Raw genomic sequence first — 16,613 nt, 5'->3', positions numbered from 1 at the left:
ATGATCTCAGCGCTGGTGACGGATGCGTGGGTTGGCGAAGCCGTAGAGGATATCCACCACGAAGTTCACCAGGATCACCAGACAGGCGATCAGCAGGATGCCGTTTTGCACCACCGGGTAGTCCCGCGCGCCAATGGCTTCGATCAGCCATTTGCCGATGCCGGGCCAGGAGAAGATGGTTTCGGTCAAAACCGCACCGGCCAGCAGTGTGCCGACTTGCAGACCCACTACTGTCAGCACCGGGATCAGCGCGTTACGCAGGCCGTGCACGAACACCACGCGCGCCGGCGACAGGCCCTTGGCCTTGGCGGTACGGATGTAGTCTTCGCGCAGCACTTCAAGCATCGAGGAACGGGTCATCCGCGCAATCACTGCCAACGGGATGGTGCCCAGTACGATGGCCGGCAGGACCAGGTGGTGCAGGGCATCCCAGAATGCGTCCGGCTCGTCGGCCAGCAGGGTGTCGATCAGCATGAAACCGGTGCGCGGCTCGATGTCGTAGAGCAGGTCGATACGCCCGGAAACCGGGGTCCAGCCCAGGCTCACCGAGAAGAACATGATCAGGATCAGGCCCCACCAGAAGATCGGCATCGAATATCCCGCCAGGGAGATGCCCATCACCCCATGGTCGAACAGGGATCCTCGCTTGAGTGCCGCGATCACCCCGGCCAATAGCCCGAGGATGCCGGCGAACAACAGGGCGGCCATGGACAGTTCCAGGGTCGCGGGGAACAGGGCGCTGAACTCGGTCCAGACGCTGGTGCGGGTGCGCAGGGATTCGCCGAGGTCGCCCTGGGCGAGCTTGCCGACGTAGTCCAGGTATTGCGCATACAAGGGTTTGTTCAAGCCAAGGCGTTCCATTGCCTGGGCGTGCATCTCGGGGTCAACCCGCCTTTCGCCCATCATGACTTCTACGGGGTCGCCAGGGATCATGCGAATCAACGCAAAAGTCAGCAACGTGATGCCGAAGAACGTGGGGATCAATAACCCCAATCGGCGGGCAATAAAACTAAACATCGTGTTGTCTACCTCAATCAGCCGGTTAGGCAGGTCCGGCTCCGTCAACGTCGACGGAACCGGGCGTCTCTTATTACTTCACCTGGGTGGTGGCGAAGTTATTGTTGGTCAGGGGGCTTTGGGTATAACCCTCGACGTTCTTGCGCATGGCGGTGAACATTTTCGGGTAGGCCATGGGGATCCATGGTTGGTCCTTGTCGAAAACGACCAGCGCTTGTTCATAGAGTGCGGCGCGTTCGGCGGGTTCAGCCACGGCGCGGGCCTTGTCGATCAAACCCTGAAACTCTTGGTTACACCAGCGGGCGTAGTTTTCGCCGTTTTTAGCGGCATCGCAACTCAGGTTGGGCGTGAGGAAGTTGTCTGGGTCGCCGTTGTCTCCGGCCCAGCCGGCGGAAACCATGTCGTGTTCGCCGGCTTTGGCGCGCTTGAGCATTTCGCCCCACTCCATGACCCTGATATTGACCTTCAGGCCAATCTTCGCCAGATCCGCCTGCATGCGCTGGGCGCCGAGCATCGGGTTGGGGTTGGTCGGGCCGCCGCCGTTGCGGGTGAACAGGGTGAATTCGGTGCCTTCCGGCACGCCGGCTTCCTTGAGCAGGGCCCGGGCCTTGTCCAGGTCGCGGGGCGGGTTTTTCAGCTGGTCGTTGAAGCCTAGCAGGGTCGGCGGGTACGGGCCGGTGGCGTCGATGGCATTGCCTTTGCCGTACAGGGATTCGTTATAGCCCTGTTTGTCGAACGCGATGTTGATCGCGTGGCGCACCCGCGCGTCGCTCATGTACTTGTGGGTGGTGTTCATGGCGGTGTAGGCGGTGGTCATCGCCGCCAGTTCCGCGACCTTCAGGTTTGGATCGGCCTTGATACTCGGCAGGTCGTCAGGCTTTGGATACAGCGCGATCTGGCACTCATTGGCCTTGAGCTTTTGCAGGCGCACGTTGTTATCCACCGCGATGGCCAGGATCAGCGGGTCGGCGGGCGGCTTGCCACGGAAGTATTCCGGGTTGGCCTTGAAACGCACCTGGGCATCTTTCTGGTAGCGGGTAAAAATAAACGGGCCGGTGCCGATCGGCTTGCTGTTGAGCTCGCCGGTCTTGTTGGCGGCCAGCAGTTTGTCGGCGTATTCGGCGGAGTGGATGGCGGTAAAGGGCATCGCGACATCGGCCAGGAACGGGGCTTCGGGGCGGGTCAGGGTGAAGACCACGGTGTGGTCATCGGTCTTCTCGACGCTTTTGAGCAGTTCCTTGAAACCCATGCTTTCGAAATAGGGGAAACCGGTGGTGGACTTGTTGTGCCACGGGTGTTTCGGGTCCAGTTGACGCTGGAAGCTCCAGAGCACGTCGTCGGCATTCAGGTTGCGCGTGGGCTTGAAGTAGTCGGTGGTGTGGAACTTGATATCATCACGCAGGTGGAAGGTATAGGTCAGGCCGTCTTCACTGATGTCCCACGATTTGGCGAGTGCAGGCCTGATTTCAGTAGTGCCGGGCTTGAAGTCCACCAGGCGGTTGAACATGGTTTCGGCCGCAGCATCGGCGGTGACGGCCGTGGTGTACAGGACCGGGTCGAAGCCTTCCGGACTGGCTTCGGTGCAGACCACCAGCGGCTTGGCCGAAATGCCCAGGGCCACACTCAGCAGTGCAGCGGTCATGGCGGCTTGTAACGGGAGCATTTTCATTGAAGAGCCCTCTGCAAACGATTCAACCACACAAATGTAGACGGCAGGCTCGTCCTGAGCCTGCCGCTTACCTGGCGCTAATTAAAGGATGTTGAATGGGATGGTGGTGACCAGGCGGAATTCCTTGACGCTGCCGTCAGATTGGAACTCGCTGCCACGGTGTTCGACGTAGGTCGCACGGATAGCAGTGGCCTTGAGCGGGCCGCTCTGGATCGCATAACCGGCGCCTACACCGTATTCCTGGTGTTTCTCGCCGTCTTGAGTCTCGATACCTGTGTAGGCGTAAGCACCATTGCGGTTACCCGTGTAATGGGTACCGTCGATGCCCCAGCCACGTGCCGAGTAGATGTTGAACTTCAGGCCCGGCACGCCGTATTCGGCCATGTTGATACCGTAGGCAATCTGGAAAGACTTCTCGTTCGGACCGTTGAAGTCCGAGGTGAGGGAGTTGGCCAGGTAGATGCCGTTGGTTTCGTGCAGGTAGTCGAAGTACTCGTTACCGTTAACTTCCTGGTAGGAGAAGGTCAGGCTGTGAGCCTGGTGCGCCAGGCCCAACGACAGCGAGTAAGTATCGTTGTCGATTTCGCCCATCAGCTTCTTGCCTTCGTCCACGGTCTTGTAATAGTTCAGGCCGGTGGTCAGGGACAGTACCTGGCTATCGCCCAGCTCGTGGGTCGCGCCGAAGTAGTACTGGTTCCAGAAGTCCTTGACGTTGGCGCCGAAGAAGCTGGTTTTCAGGCTTTTGAACGGCTGGTAGTTGGCACCCAGGGTGTAGACCTTGTCGGTGGTCGCGCTGCGGGCGCCTTGTTGGCTGTACTCGCTACGGAACTTCGACAGGCTCTGTTCGGTACGTGGGGAAACGCGGTCGAACACGCCACCCTGGAACGACAGGTTGCTGAATTCTTCGCTGTTGAAACTCACACCTTGAAAGCTCGACGGCAGTGCGCGGTTGCCGATGGTGTCGACAATCGGCGTGCTGAAGTTCTGACGGCCAGCGGTCAGGGTCGTGTTGGATACACGAAATTGCACGTTGGCCAGGCCCAGCTTGCTCCACTGATCAACAGGGTCACCGTTGGAGTGGCCCAGGGTCCGGTTGGAACTCCCCTTTACATCGCGTCGGCTGCGATCGAGGGCCACGACGTTGTAGAGCGCGACTTCGGCCTTGACGCCCACGGTACCTTCGGTGAAGCCCGAGCTTGCGTTGAGGATAGTGCCCTGTACCCAGTTGGTACGGTTACGGTCGGTCAGGGTTTTGCCATGCTTCTGGTATTTCCATGAGCCGCCCCGGTACAGGCTTTCGTGGGAGTACCAGTTACGCGTCTGACCACCCAGGCTGAAGTCTTCGATAAAGCCCTTGGCTTCGCTTTGGGCGCTGGCGCCGGCCAGTGTGGTCGGCACGAATTCCTGGCTTGCAGGTTCGGCGTAAGCGGTCGCGGTGATGCTGCTGATGGCCATGGCCAGTAGCACTTTGCTGCTTAGTTTCATGGGTGGAGCTCCTTTGGTTCTCTTTTTTTTATGCCGGCCTTATTAGGTGAACCGGCTATTGGGTGTGTAACTCTTCAAGCATCTGCAAACGTTTGCTGTAGGACATTTCGCGAATTAAAGCTGCACGTTTGCGGCAGAGCCAACTTCGCTCTGCGCATCCGGTTATTTTCTTATGGGGTGATACTGACGCCCGAGAACACGTTGCGGCCGAAGGGGCTGACTTTGAAACCTTCGACCTTGGTGCTTAACGGCTGGTTGACCGTCGAGTGGGCGACAGGCGTGATCGGCACCTGTGTTTTAAGCAGTTGCTGCGCCTGTTTGTACAGAACAGTCCGTTGTTCACGGTCGGTGACGACCTTGGCTTGCTTGATCAGCTTGTCGTACGCCGGGTCACACCACATCGAGTAGTTGTTCCCGCCGATGGCGTCGCAGCTGTAGAGGGTGCCCAGCCAGTTGTCCGGGTCACCGTTGTCGCCGGTCCAGCCAATCAGGCTGACATCGTGCTCGCCGTTCTTGGTGCGCTTGATGTACTCGCCCCACTCATAGCTGACGATCTTGACCTTGAGGCCAATCTTGGCCCAGTCGCTTTGCAGCATCTCGGCCATCAGCTTGGCGTTGGGGTTGTACGGGCGCTGGACCGGCATGGCCCACAGGGTGATCTCGGTGCCCTCCTTGACGCCGGCCGCCTTGAGCAACTCCTTGGCTTTTTCCGGGTTGTAGGCGGCGTCCTTGATGCTGTCGTCATAGGACCACTGGGTCGGCGGCATGGCGTTGACCGCCAGTTGCCCCGCGCCCTGGTACACGGCATTGAGGATGCTCTGCTTGTTCACCGCCATGTCCAGGGCCTGGCGCACTTCGAGCTGATCGAAGGGTTTGTGCCGCACGTTATAGGCGATGTAGCCGAGGTTGAAGCCGGGTTTGGTCAGCAGTTGCAGGTTCGGGTCGGCCTTGAGCGCGTCGACATCGGCGGGGCGGGGATGCAGGGTGACCTGGCATTCATTGGCCTTGAGCTTCTGCACGCGTACCGAGGCGTCGGTGTTGATGGCGAAAATCAGTTGGTCGAGCTTGACCTTGCTCGGGTCCCAGTAGTTTTTATTGCCGGCGAAACGGATCTGCGAATCCTTCTGGTAACGCTGGAACACGAACGGCCCGGTGCCGATCGGCTTCTGGTTGATATCGCTGGGTTTGCCGGTCTTGAGCAGTTGCTCGGCGTATTCGGCCGAGAGGATCGCGGCGAAGCTCATGGCGATGTTCTGGATAAACGCGGCATCCACCGTGTTCAGGGTCATCACCACGGTATGCGGGTCGGTTTTCTCGACCTTGGCGATGTTCTTGTTCAGGCTCATCCCGTTGAAGTACGGAAACTCGGTGGGGTAGGCCTTGCGAAACGGGTGGTTGGCGTCAAGCATGCGGTTGAAGGTGAACAGCACGTCATCGGCGTTGAAATCCCGTGTCGGCTTGAATTCCTTGTTGCTGTGGAACTTCACCCCTTCGCGCAAGTGGAAGGTGTAGGTCAGGCCGTCTGGCGAGATATCCCACTTGGTAGCCAGCCCTGGTACGACGCCGGTTTCACCCTTTTCGAACTCAACCAGGCGGTTGTAGATCGGCTCGGCCGCATCGTTGTCGGTGGCGGTGGTGTACTGCGCAGTATCGAACCCGGCCGGGCTGCCTTCGGAGCAGAAGACCAGGCTTTTCTTTTCGGCAGCCTGGCCCATCGAAGCGACGGCCAACAGGCTGGTACCCAATATCGCGGATAGAACGGTGGTATGGCGCATGACGGTCCCCAATCCATGTTTATCGTTTTCGTCAGTGAACAATCACCACGCCTTACCTGGCATGGAGAAAGCACTGCTCCCATCCACAGCAAATGCCGTATCGGAACTGCGCGTTTGCCTACCTCGACGTTAGGGAACGAGGGCAGGGCGGTAAATGCGCAGAACCGGACAGACCTTGTAGGTATCGGACGTAACCTGCGCAGTTAGCTGCTGTAGGACGGCAGCCCATGCGGGGGTAATTCGATTCCTAGGATCTGGGCGGATGCAATAACGGCGACGTTATGAAACGTCGCCGCTAGAGATCACTACTTGCTGACGCTCACCCCGTAGAAGGAATTCAAGCCAAATGGGCTGATCTTGAAGTCCTGCACGTTGTTGCGCATGGGTTGATACACCGTCGAGTGCGCGATAGGTGTCATGGGCACTGCATCTTTGAGGACGTGTTGCGCCTGTTTGTACAGTTCGGTGCGCTTGGCGACGTCCGATGTGGCCTTGGCTTCTTTCACGATGCCGTCGAATTTCTTGTCACACCATTTGGAGAAGTTGTTGCCGGCCAGGGAGTCGCAGCCAAACAGCACGTTCAGCCAGTTGTCCGGGTCACCATTGTCACCGCTCCAGCCGATGATCATGGCCTGGTTCTCGCCGCCCTTGGAGCGCTTGATGTACTCGCCCCACTCGTAGCTGACGATGTTGACCTTCAAGCCGATCTGCTTCCAGTCGTTCTGCAGCATCTCGGCCATCAGCTTGGCGTTGGGGTTGTACGGACGCTGGACCGGCATGGCCCACAAGGTGATCTCGGTGCCTTCCTTGACGCCGGCCTCCTTGAGCAGTTCCTTGGCCTTGGCCACATCGTGCGGGACGTCCTTGATGGTGTCGTCATAGGACCATTGGGTCGGCGGCATGGCGTTGACCGCCAGTTGGCCTGCGCCCTGGTACACCGAGTCGATGATCTGCTGCTTGTTGACCGACATGTCCAGCGCCTGGCGTACGCGCAGGTCGGCCAGGGGGTTGGCGGCCGTCTGGCCCTTGAGCACTGGCATGACGTTGTAGGCGATATAACCCAGGTTGAAACCGGCCTGGTGCGGCAGTTTCAGGGTTTTGTCCTCGCCCAGGGCCTTGAGGTCAGCCGGACGCGGGAAGAGGGTGACCTGGCATTCATTCTTCTTGAGTTTCTGCACACGCACCGACGGGTCGGTGGTGATGGCGAAGATCAGGTTGTCGATCTTCACGTCTTCAGGCTTCCAGTAATCCTTGTTGCCGGTGAAGCGGATGTTGGAGTCTTTCTGGTAGCTCTTGAACACGAACGGACCAGTGCCGACCGGCTTCTGGTTGATGTCCTGGGGCTTGCCGTCCTTCAACAGTTGGGCGGCGTATTCGGCCGACTGTACCGAGGCGAAGCTCATGGCCAGGTTCTGGATAAACGCGGCGTCCACGGTGCCAAGGGTGAACTTGACGGTGTGGTCGTCGATTTTCTCGATGTTCTTGATGTTGGTGTCCATCCCCATGTCCGTGAAGTACGGGAACTCGGTGGGGTAGGCCTTACGGAACGGATCGTCTTTATTGATCATCCGGTTGAAGGTGAAGAGCACGTCGTCGGCGTTGAATTCACGAGTCGGCTTGAAATACGGCGTGGTGTGGAACTTGACCCCTTCGCGCAGGTGGAAGGTGTAGGTCAGGCCATCTTCGGATACATCCCACTTGGTGGCCAGGCCAGGAATCACGGCGGTGCCGCCGCGCTCGAACTGGCTGAGCCGGTTGAACATGGTTTCGGCCGAAGCATCGAAGTCTGTTCCGGTAGTGTACTGGCCTGGGTCGAAACCGGCCGGGCTCCCTTCGGAGCAGAACACCAGATTAGTCGCCGCCTGGGCGAAAGGTGCAGCGGCCATTAAACCGGCGCTGACTAAAAACGGAATGACTGCGTGTTTAAGCATGTTGGCCTCATGATTTGTTGTCATTTTTGGAATTGAGGGCGACCTCGTGAGTCGGCCTGCGGATACTTATGCAGGCCCCATACCCAATGCAAGACGTTGAGAGGCAACAAGCGGCAAAGAGTGGTACGAACGTACAGGAATGTCGCATTCATATAATTTTCGACACGAAACTGTACTTTTGAGGGCTTTTTTCGGTGCGTGGAGTGCACCGAATAAGTCCAACCGAGGTGTCTGGCGCACCCGGTTGGGGCATAGTTGTTACTTATTCAGACTTACGCCGTAGAACGGTGTCAGGCCAAACGGGCTGATCTTGAAGTCCTGGACCTCCTTGCGCAGTGGCTGGAAAACCGTCGAGTTCGCAATAGGCGTTATAGGTACTTGATTCTTAAGTATTTTTTGCGCCTGTTGATACCACTTTATGCGTTCGTCACGGTCACTGCTGAGCTTGGCCTTCTGCACCAGTTGGTCGTACTGCGGGTTACACCATTTTGCATAGTTGCTGCCCTTGACCGCGGCACAACTGTAGAGCACGCCCAGCCAGTTATCCGGGTCGCCGTTGTCGCCGGTCCAGCCGTAGATCATCACATCGTGCTCGCCGTTTTTTGCGCGCTTGATGTATTCGCCCCACTCATAGCTGACGATATTGGCGGTGATCCCGACTTTGGCCCAATCCTGCTGGATCATCTGCGCCGACATTCGCGCGTTGGGATTGGAGGCGCGCTGCACGGTCATCGCCCACAGATTGATGGTGGTACCTGGTGCAACCCCTGCTTCTTTTAGTAGCGCCCGGGCCTTGGCAGGGTCGTGCGGTGCGTCCTTGATGCTGGGGTCATAAGACCACTGGGCAGGCGGCAGTGCGTTCTGCGCCAATTGCCCGGCACTTTGGTACACCGCCTGGATAATCGCCGGCTTATCGATGGCCATGTCCAGGGCCTGGCGCACCTTGAGCTGGTCCAGCGGCGGATGGGTCACGTTATAGGCCAGAAAGCCCAGGTTGAAGCCCGCCTGCTGCTGCACGCGCAGGTTTGGATCCTGCTTCATCACCTCGATATCCGAGGGGCGCGGATAGCCGCTGACCTGGCATTCGCTGGCCTTGAGCTTTTGTAGGCGCGACGCGGCGTCCGGGGTGATCGCAAACACCAGGCTGTCGAGTTTCACATCCTCAGGCTTCCAATAGTTTTTATTGGCGACGTAGCGAATCTGCGAGTCCTTCTGGTAGCGCTTGAACACAAACGGCCCGGTGCCGATCGGTTTCTGGTTGAGATCGGCGGCCTTGCCGTCTTTAAGCAACTGCGCCGCGTACTCGGCCGATTGCACGGACGCAAAACTCATGGCCAGGTTCTGCACGAAAGCGGCATCGACGTTATTGAGGTTGAAGCGCACGCTGTGCTCGTCGAGCTTTTCCACACTTTTGATCGTGGTATTCAGGCCCATATCGGTGAAGTACGGCGACTCGGACGGGTAGGCCTGACGGAATGGATGGTTGGCGTCCAGCAGGCGCTGGAAAGTGAACAGCACGTCGTCGGCATTGAAGTCGCGGGTCGGGGTGAAGTACTCGGTGCTGTGGAACTTGACCCCGTCGCGCAGGTGAAAGGTGTAGGCCAGGCCGTCCTTGGACACCTCCCAACGGGTCGCCAGGCCCGGCTCGACTTCGGTCCCGCCGCGCTTGAACTGGGTCAGGCGGTTGAACACGGTTTCGGCCGAGGCATCAAAATCGGTGCCGCTGGTGTACTGGCTCGGATCGAACCCGGCGGGGCTGGCTTCGGAGCAGTAGACCAGGGTGCTTGCCGCCTGGGCCGTGGGCATGCACGCCAGCAGGCTGGCAACGAGGAGGAGCGACTTGAAGACAGTTCTATCCATGGTGACCCCTGAAATGGCAGGTAAACAACGGCCAAAAAAAACGGCGGTCACCGAGGTTACCGCCGTTGTGGGCCATCAGGTAAGGCTTATGGCATCTGTACTTCAATCACGCCATCAGCGCTCATGCTGACCTGGCTGGTGCCGGCCTCGACCTCAGGTGTCGGCGCCGAATCCATCGCTGCCGCCTTCATCATCATCCCGCCATTTCGCGCGTACGGCATTGGGTAGCCGTTGGTATTGAAGTTCAGGTTGACGATCTTGTAGCCCTTGCCGCCGAGTGCATCGGTGGCCAGTTGGGCGCGGGCCTTGAACGCGGCGACCGCATCCTTGAGCAACGCGTCTTCGCTGGACTTGCGCGTGGCGTCGGCGATGGCGAAGTCCATATTGTCCATTTTCAGGGTGTTGAGCAGCTCGCCGGTGAGCTTGGACAGCGCCGGGAAGTCCGCGCTTTCCAGACGCAGTTCGGCGCGCTCGCGCCAGCCGGTGATCTTCTGGTTCTTGTTGTCGTAGATCGGATAGCTGTTGCGGCTGCCCTGGCGCAGGGTCACGCCTTTTACTTCGCGAGCTTCGCCCAGCGCCTTGTTCATGATGGTTGTGACTTCGGCGGCGAGCTTGGCCGGGTCAGTATTTTGCGACTCGGTGTAGAGGGTGACGATCATCTTGTCACGGGCCACTTCCTGGCTGACTTCGGCCCGCAGGGAAATCTGGTTGTAGTGCAGTTGATCGGCGGCCAGCGCAGGCAGGCTGGCAATGCTGCCAACGCTGAGGGCAATAAGGGCGGCACTGCGAGTGAAACGTGACATGGAAGCTCCTTGAGAGTGATCGTATTCGGTAAGACTGTAGACGGGGGATTCGGGTTCGGCGGGTTACAAAATCTCTACATCTGGCGACGATGCCGACGAACGGTCATAAAGCCATGACCTGCGTCAAAGGGCCACAGACTCGCAGACTGTACCGTCGCTTCGTTTATACTTGCTGCGATCCGCCTGGAGCGCTCATCAGGAGAGCTCATGCTCGCCCCCGTAAAACTGACTTCCGCCACTCGCCAGAACCTCTGGCGCCTGACGTTTATCCGCACCCTGGTGCTGGCCGCCCAGGCCGGTTCCGTTGGGCTCGCCTATTGGTTTGAACTGTTGCCGCTGCCTTGGCTGCAACTGTGGGTGACCCTGGCCTTTTCCACGGTGCTGTGTGTGTTCACGGCCATCCGCCTGCGCACCACCTGGCCGGTGACGGAGCTGGAGTACGCGCTGCAACTGGCCTGCGACCTGTTTATCCACAGCGTGTTGCTGTATTTCTCCGGTGGCTCCACCAACCCCTTCGTTTCCTATTACCTGGTACCGCTGACCATCGCTGCCGTGACCTTGCCGTGGCGCTATTCGGTGATCCTGTCGGGGATTGCCCTGGCGCTTTACACCTTGTTGCTGGCGCAGTTCTATCCCCTGGAAACCTTCCCGATTGCCCGGGAAAACCTGCAGATCTACGGCATGTGGCTGAGCTTCGCGCTGTCGGCGGCGGTGATCACCTTTTTTGCCGCGCGTATGGCCGAAGAGCTGCGGCGCCAGGAAGAACTGCGCGCAATCCGCCGTGAAGAGGGCCTGCGTGACCAGCAACTGCTGGCCGTGGCGACCCAGGCCGCCGGTGCGGCCCATGAACTGGGCACGCCGCTGGCAACCATGAGCGTGCTGATCAAGGAAATGCGCCAGGACCATCACGACCCGGCCTTGCAAGACGACCTCGGCGTGTTGCAGGAACAGGTCAAGCAGTGCAAGCAGACCTTGCAGCAACTGGTGCGCGCCGCTGAAGCCAACCGGCGCCTGGCGGTGGATATGCAAGACGTCACCCAGTGGCTGGACGAAGCCCTGAACCGCTGGCACTTGATGCGTCCCGAAGCCAGTTACCGTTTCCACCTGCTGGGGCAGGGCGCAGTGCCGCGTATGGCGCCACCGCCGGACCTGACCCAGGCGTTGCTGAACCTGTTGAACAATGCAGCCGACGCCTGCCCGGAAGGGTTGGAAGTGCAGTTGGACTGGGATTGGGAAAACCTCACCATCAGTATTCGCGACCACGGCGCTGGCGTGCCGCTGGCGATTGCCGAGCAGATCGGCAAGCCATTCTTTACCACCAAGGGCAAAGGCTTCGGCCTGGGCCTGTTCTTGAGCAAGGCCAGCGTGACCCGCGCTGGCGGCTCGGTGAAACTTTACCCCCATGAGGAAGGCGGCACGCTCACCGAGCTGCGCCTGCCCCGTGCTGCACGAGGAGACATCGATGAGTGACGAGATCCAAGTCGAAGGCGAAGAACTGCCGCACCTGTTGCTGGTAGATGACGATGCCACCTTTACCCGCGTAATGGCGCGAGCCATGAGCCGTCGCGGGTTTCGCGTCAGCACTGCAGGTTCCGCCGAAGAAGGCCTGGCCATCGCCCAGGCCGACCTGCCGGACTACGCGGCACTGGACCTGAAAATGGACGGTGACTCGGGCCTGGTGCTGCTGCCCAAGCTGCTGGAGCTGGACCCGGAAATGCGCGTGCTGATCCTCACCGGGTATTCGAGCATTGCCACCGCTGTCGAGGCGATCAAGCGCGGTGCCTGCAACTACCTGTGCAAGCCGGCGGACGCCGATGATGTGCTGGCCGCCTTGCTCTCCGAGCATGCCGACCTCGACACCCTGGTGCCGGAAAACCCGATGTCGGTGGACCGCCTGCAGTGGGAGCACATCCAGCGCGTGTTGACCGAGCACGAAGGCAATATCTCAGCCACGGCCCGTGCCCTGGGCATGCACCGCCGGACCTTGCAGCGCAAGCTGCAGAAGCGCCCGGTACGGCGCTGAACTACGGTGAGTGGGCTTGTGTGGGAGCGGGCTTGCTCGCGAAGGTGGAGTGTCAGTTAAGTCTTTAACAACTGACACTCCACCTTCGCGAGCGAGCCCGCTCCCACATTGGATCTCCATTGTTCTGCCGATCCAGTTCCAACAAAAAGCCCGGCTGATCATGGATCAGCCGGGCTTTTTGTATGGCTTGAAAACGACTTACTTTTTCAAGCCGTAATGCTCATCCAGCATGCCGGGGGCGTTCGGCGTCTTTGGCGCGTAGTCCCGCGGCGGCTCCTGGTTTTCCCGTGGCGGGGTCAGGCGCTCCCGTGGGGCTTGCGTGGCATCGGAATGCAGCGCGGCCAGCAGACGCTGACGGGTAATATCGTCCAGAGCCAGGCGGTTGGCGCCATCGGCGAGGTGATCCTGTACTTCCTGGTAGCTCTGGGTGAGCTTCTTGACCAGGGTCGCGGTGCTGTTGAAGTGGGTAACAACCTCGTTCTGATAACTGTCAAAACGTTCCTGGATGTCATCCAACTGACGCTGCGTGCGGTTAGGCGCGGCATTCGGCAGGAGGCGAGCAACCAGGAATCCAATGGCGACACCGGCAACCAGGGCAAGAGTCGGCAACAACCAAACTAAGAGCGAGTGTTCCACGAGTCCTTCCTCTATAAACGGCTTTGCTTTACGTTAACGGCTCGGACCTGCGCTGTATACCGCGATTAAGCTCGCAATGATGCCATGCACAGACTTTTAGCTAGACGAGTCGACCCCTTGAGAGGTCACGGAGTTCATTCCTTGCTCATGCGTGAAACCCCTGTTTTGATTGATGGCCCGGTAGGCCAATTGGAAGCCTTGTACCTCGATCACCCCGAGCCACGTGGCCTGGCGCTGATCTGCCACCCCAACCCGGTGCAGGGTGGGACCATGCTCAATAAAGTCGTCTCGACCCTGCAACGTACCGCCCGCGATGCCGGTTTGATTACTTTGCGTTTCAATTACCGTGGCGTCGGTGCCAGCGCGGGTAGCCATGATATGGCCACAGGTGAAGTGGACGATGCCGAAGCCGCCGTAAGCTGGCTGCGTGAAAAACACCCGGACCTGCCCATCACCTTGCTGGGTTTCTCGTTCGGTGGATTTGTTGCCGCCAGTCTCGGCGGGCGCCTGGAAGCCAAGGGCGAAAAACTCGCGCACCTGTTTATGGTGGCTGCGGCCGTCATGCGTTTGCGTGACGAGGACCCGCTTCCACAGGGCTGCCCGCTGACCGTGATCCAGCCGGAAACCGACGAAGTGGTCGACCCGCAGCAGGTCTACGACTGGTCTGCCGCCCTCAAACGCCCCCATGAGCTGCTGAAAGTGGCAGAATGCGGGCACTTTTTTCATGGCAAGCTCACCGATCTCAAGGATCTGGTGCTGCCGCGCCTTTCGAATTGATAGCAGTCTGATAAGCGATTACCCATGACGACTCGTACCCGTATCCTCACCGGCATCACCACCACCGGCACCCCGCACCTGGGCAACTACGCCGGTGCCATCCGCCCGGCGATCCTCGCCAGCCAGGATGCCAATGCCGATTCGTTCTACTTCCTGGCCGACTACCACGCCCTGATCAAGTGCGATGACCCGCAGCGCATCCAGCGCTCGCGTATGGAAATCGCCGCGACCTGGCTGGCCGGTGGCCTGGATGTGAACCGGGTGACCTTCTACCGTCAGTCCGATATCCCGGAAATTCCCGAGCTGACCTGGCTGCTGACTTGCGTCGCGGCCAAGGGCCTGCTCAACCGCGCCCACGCCTACAAGGCCTCGGTGGACAAGAACCTGGAAAACGGCGAAGACCCGGATGCCGGGATCAGCATGGGCCTGTACAGCTATCCGGTGCTGATGGCGGCGGACATCCTGATGTTCAATGCCCATAAGGTGCCGGTCGGCCGCGACCAGATCCAGCACGTGGAAATGGCCCGTGATATCGGCCAGCGTTTCAACCACCTGTTCGGCAAGGGCAAAGAGTTCTTCACCATGCCCGAGGCGGTGATCGAAGAAGGTGTCGCCACCTTGCCGGGCCTGGACGGGCGCAAGATGTCGAAGAGCTACGACAACACCATTCCGTTGTTCACCACCGCCAAGGACATGAAGGACGCGATCTCGCGAATCGTCACCGACTCCCGCGCGCCGGGTGAGGCCAAGGATCCGGATAACTCGCACCTGTTCACCTTGTACCAGGCGTTCGCCACCCCTGAACAGGAACAGCAACTGCGCAGCGAACTGCTCGACGGCCTGGGCTGGGGCGAGGCGAAAAACCGCCTGTTCCAACTGCTGGACGGCCAGTTGGGCGAAGCCCGCGAGCGCTACCATCAATTGATGGCGCGCCCTTCGGACATGGAAGACCTGCTGCTGGTCGGCGCCAAGAAGGCCCGTGCCGTCGCCGGTCCATTCCTGCAGGAGCTGCGGGAAGCCGTGGGCCTGCGCTCGTTCGTCAACCAGGCCACCGAGGCTGCCAGCACCAAGAAGAAGGCAGTCAAGGCCGCGCGGTTTGTCAGCTTCCGTGAAGACGACGGCAGCTTCCGCTTCCGCCTGCTGGCGGCTGACGGCGAGCAGCTGTTGTTGTCGCGCAACTTTGCCGATGGCAAGGCGGCGGGCGCTGTCACCAAGCAGTTGCAGTCCGGCCAGGCGCTGGATGTGCGCAGTGAGGCCCTGGGCTTTACGGTGTGGCTCGACGGCGCGTGTATCGCCGACAGCCCGGCCTTCGCCGACAGCGCTGCGCGGGATGCCGCCATCGAAGCCGTGCGCGTAGCATTGACGCCAATCGAAGACTGACCCGACCAAGGGTTGATTGCCATTATCCGGGGCCGTCGTTACAGTGACGGCCCGTTTTTGTTGCCTTGCTAACGAAATTATGACGCCCCTAGAACGATATCAAGCTGATCTGAAGCGCCCCGACTTCTTCCATGATGCTGCCCAGGAAACGGCGGTGCGTCACTTGCAGCGCCTGTACGAAGACCTGGTCGCCTCTTCCCAGAGCAAGCCGGGGATGCTCAGCAAGCTGTTTGGCAAGAAAGACCAGACGCCGGTCAAAGGCTTGTACTTCTGGGGCGGTGTGGGGCGCGGCAAGACTTACCTGGTCGACACCTTCTTCGAAGCGCTGCCGTTCAAGGAGAAGTCGCGCACTCACTTCCACCGCTTCATGAAGCGCGTGCACGAAGAGATGAAGACCCTGCACGGCGAGAAAAACCCGCTGACCATCATCGCCAAGCGTTTCTCCCAGGAAGCGCGGGTGATCTGTTTCGATGAGTTCTTCGTGTCCGATATCACCGATGCGATGATTCTCGGCACCCTGATGGAAGAGTTGTTCAAGAACGGCGTGACCCTGGTCGCCACCTCGAACATCGTGCCTGACGGCCTGTACAAGGACGGCCTGCAGCGCGCGCGTTTCCTGCCGGCCATCGCTCTGATCAAGCAGCACACCGATATCGTCAACGTCGACAGCGGCGTCGATTACCGCCTGCGGCACCTCGAGCAAGCCGAGTTGTTCCACTTCCCCCTCGACGAAGCGGCCCACGAAAGCCTGCGCAAGAGCTTCCGTGCGTTGACGCCGGAATGCACCCAGGCGGTGGAAAACGATAAGTTGATGATCGAGAATCGCCAGATCATTGCCCTGCGCACCTGTGACGACGTGGCCTGGTTCGACTTCCGCGAGCTGTGCGACGGGCCCCGCAGCCAGAACGACTACATCGAACTGGGCAAGATCTTCCATGCGGTGATCTTGAGCGGTGTCGAGCAAATGAGCGTCACTACCGACGACATCGCCCGGCGCTTTATCAACATGGTCGATGAATTCTACGACCGTAACGTCAAGCTGATCATCTCGGCTGAAGTCGAACTCAAGGACCTCTACACCGGCGGTCGCTTGAACTTCGAATTCCAGCGGACCTTGAGCCGCTTGTTGGAAATGCAGTCCCACGAGTTCCTGGCGCGGGCGCACAAGCCTTAGGCAAACACCGAACCAAAATGTGGGAGCGGGCTTGCTCGCGAATGCGGTGTATCAGTCGACTTATTCGTTAACTGACACACCGC

At 59.6% G+C, this 16,613-nt stretch carries 13 protein-coding genes; 5 read left to right on the top strand and 8 right to left on the bottom strand.

Going from position 1 to position 16,613, the window contains the following annotated elements; translation table 11 throughout:
* Window positions 1-6 precede the first annotated feature (6 nt).
* The 7 genes from PSFL_RS02780 to PSFL_RS02750 all read right to left on the bottom strand — a co-directional run bounded on the left by PSFL_RS02780 (window position 7) and on the right by PSFL_RS02750 (window position 10,540).
* On the bottom strand, window positions 7-1,017 hold the full coding sequence (locus tag PSFL_RS02780; RefSeq protein ID WP_397469674.1) for an ABC transporter permease subunit: 1,011 nt from the start codon (window positions 1,015-1,017) through the stop codon (window positions 7-9).
* A 73-nt stretch (window positions 1,018-1,090) separates the two neighbouring features.
* Entirely contained in the window at window positions 1,091-2,686 is a 1,596-nt protein-coding gene (locus tag PSFL_RS02775; RefSeq protein ID WP_115129010.1) for an ABC transporter substrate-binding protein, read from the bottom strand.
* 81 nt (window positions 2,687-2,767) lie between these two features.
* Entirely contained in the window at window positions 2,768-4,171 is a 1,404-nt protein-coding gene (locus tag PSFL_RS02770) for an OprD family porin (protein WP_057438053.1), read from the bottom strand.
* A 170-nt stretch (window positions 4,172-4,341) separates the two neighbouring features.
* Window positions 4,342-5,886, bottom strand: coding sequence for an ABC transporter substrate-binding protein (locus tag PSFL_RS02765; RefSeq protein ID WP_390897829.1), 1,545 nt, complete (start codon window positions 5,884-5,886; stop codon window positions 4,342-4,344).
* A gap of 365 nt (window positions 5,887-6,251) precedes the next feature.
* Window positions 6,252-7,877: an ABC transporter substrate-binding protein gene (locus PSFL_RS02760; RefSeq protein WP_057438055.1), complete on the bottom strand. Its 1,626-nt coding sequence runs from the start codon at window positions 7,875-7,877 to the stop codon at window positions 6,252-6,254.
* A 258-nt stretch (window positions 7,878-8,135) separates the two neighbouring features.
* Complete coding sequence (locus PSFL_RS02755) at window positions 8,136-9,737, bottom strand: ABC transporter substrate-binding protein (RefSeq protein ID WP_397469673.1); 1,602 nt, start codon at window positions 9,735-9,737, stop codon at window positions 8,136-8,138.
* An 86-nt stretch (window positions 9,738-9,823) separates the two neighbouring features.
* The gene (locus PSFL_RS02750; RefSeq protein WP_169959770.1) at window positions 9,824-10,540 is read right to left on the bottom strand and encodes an SIMPL domain-containing protein; all 717 of its coding nucleotides are present in this window, start codon (window positions 10,538-10,540) and stop codon (window positions 9,824-9,826) included.
* Between the two features lie 207 nt (window positions 10,541-10,747).
* Here PSFL_RS02750 and PSFL_RS02745 point away from each other — a divergent pair, with 207 nt between their 5' ends.
* Together PSFL_RS02745 and PSFL_RS02740 are read left to right on the top strand one after the other, a co-directional pair.
* A complete protein-coding gene (locus PSFL_RS02745; RefSeq protein ID WP_057958430.1) occupies window positions 10,748-12,010 on the top strand; it encodes an ATP-binding protein in 1,263 nt (420 codons plus the stop codon).
* Window positions 12,003-12,563, top strand: a complete 561-nt coding sequence (locus PSFL_RS02740) for a response regulator transcription factor (protein WP_057958431.1) — start codon at window positions 12,003-12,005, stop codon at window positions 12,561-12,563. The genes PSFL_RS02745 and PSFL_RS02740 overlap by 8 nt, the downstream gene beginning before the upstream one ends.
* Window positions 12,564-12,761: 198 nt before the next feature.
* Here the strand turns inward: PSFL_RS02740 and PSFL_RS02735 are convergent, their stop codons facing one another.
* Window positions 12,762-13,199 carry a YhcB family protein gene (locus PSFL_RS02735; RefSeq protein ID WP_029291922.1) on the bottom strand — a complete coding sequence of 146 codons (438 nt, stop codon included), beginning with the start codon at window positions 13,197-13,199 and terminating at the stop codon, window positions 12,762-12,764.
* A gap of 147 nt (window positions 13,200-13,346) precedes the next feature.
* Here PSFL_RS02735 and PSFL_RS02730 point away from each other — a divergent pair, with 147 nt between their 5' ends.
* From PSFL_RS02730 to zapE, 3 genes are all read left to right on the top strand, one after another.
* Entirely contained in the window at window positions 13,347-13,976 is a 630-nt protein-coding gene (locus tag PSFL_RS02730) for an alpha/beta hydrolase (protein ID WP_057438061.1), read from the top strand.
* A 24-nt stretch (window positions 13,977-14,000) separates the two neighbouring features.
* The gene (locus PSFL_RS02725; protein ID WP_170044048.1) at window positions 14,001-15,356 is read left to right on the top strand and encodes a tryptophan--tRNA ligase; all 1,356 of its coding nucleotides are present in this window, start codon (window positions 14,001-14,003) and stop codon (window positions 15,354-15,356) included.
* 79 nt (window positions 15,357-15,435) lie between these two features.
* Window positions 15,436-16,530 carry a cell division protein ZapE gene (gene zapE / locus PSFL_RS02720; RefSeq protein ID WP_057438065.1) on the top strand — a complete coding sequence of 365 codons (1,095 nt, stop codon included), beginning with the start codon at window positions 15,436-15,438 and terminating at the stop codon, window positions 16,528-16,530.
* The last annotated feature ends 83 nt before the right edge of the window (window positions 16,531-16,613 follow it).

Source organism: Pseudomonas sp. DD1, from assembly GCF_044510355.1.
Classification (GTDB): domain Bacteria; phylum Pseudomonadota; class Gammaproteobacteria; order Pseudomonadales; family Pseudomonadaceae; genus Aquipseudomonas; species Aquipseudomonas shahriarae.
The sequence above is the reverse complement of the archived record's forward strand: the minus strand, read 5'-3'. Positions and strand labels throughout refer to the sequence as shown.

Bases quoted from the DNA above. Each gene is read 5' to 3' on its own strand.
- PSFL_RS02780 (WP_397469674.1), bottom strand. From the start codon at position 1,017: ATGTTTAGTTTTATTGCCCGCCGATTGGGGTTATTGATCCCCACGTTC.
- PSFL_RS02775 (WP_115129010.1), bottom strand. From the start codon at position 2,686: ATGAAAATGCTCCCGTTACAAGCCGCCATGACCGCTGCACTGCTGAGT.
- PSFL_RS02770 (WP_057438053.1), bottom strand. From the start codon at position 4,171: ATGAAACTAAGCAGCAAAGTGCTACTGGCCATGGCCATCAGCAGCATC.
- PSFL_RS02765 (WP_390897829.1), bottom strand. From the start codon at position 5,886: ATGGGCCAGGCTGCCGAAAAGAAAAGCCTGGTCTTCTGCTCCGAAGGC.
- PSFL_RS02760 (WP_057438055.1), bottom strand. From the start codon at position 7,877: ATGCTTAAACACGCAGTCATTCCGTTTTTAGTCAGCGCCGGTTTAATG.
- PSFL_RS02755 (WP_397469673.1), bottom strand. From the start codon at position 9,737: ATGGATAGAACTGTCTTCAAGTCGCTCCTCCTCGTTGCCAGCCTGCTG.
- PSFL_RS02750 (WP_169959770.1), bottom strand. From the start codon at position 10,540: ATGTCACGTTTCACTCGCAGTGCCGCCCTTATTGCCCTCAGCGTTGGC.
- PSFL_RS02745 (WP_057958430.1), top strand. From the start codon at position 10,748: ATGCTCGCCCCCGTAAAACTGACTTCCGCCACTCGCCAGAACCTCTGG.
- PSFL_RS02740 (WP_057958431.1), top strand. From the start codon at position 12,003: ATGAGTGACGAGATCCAAGTCGAAGGCGAAGAACTGCCGCACCTGTTG.
- PSFL_RS02730 (WP_057438061.1), top strand. From the start codon at position 13,347: ATGCGTGAAACCCCTGTTTTGATTGATGGCCCGGTAGGCCAATTGGAA.
- PSFL_RS02725 (WP_170044048.1), top strand. From the start codon at position 14,001: ATGACGACTCGTACCCGTATCCTCACCGGCATCACCACCACCGGCACC.
- zapE (WP_057438065.1), top strand. From the start codon at position 15,436: ATGACGCCCCTAGAACGATATCAAGCTGATCTGAAGCGCCCCGACTTC.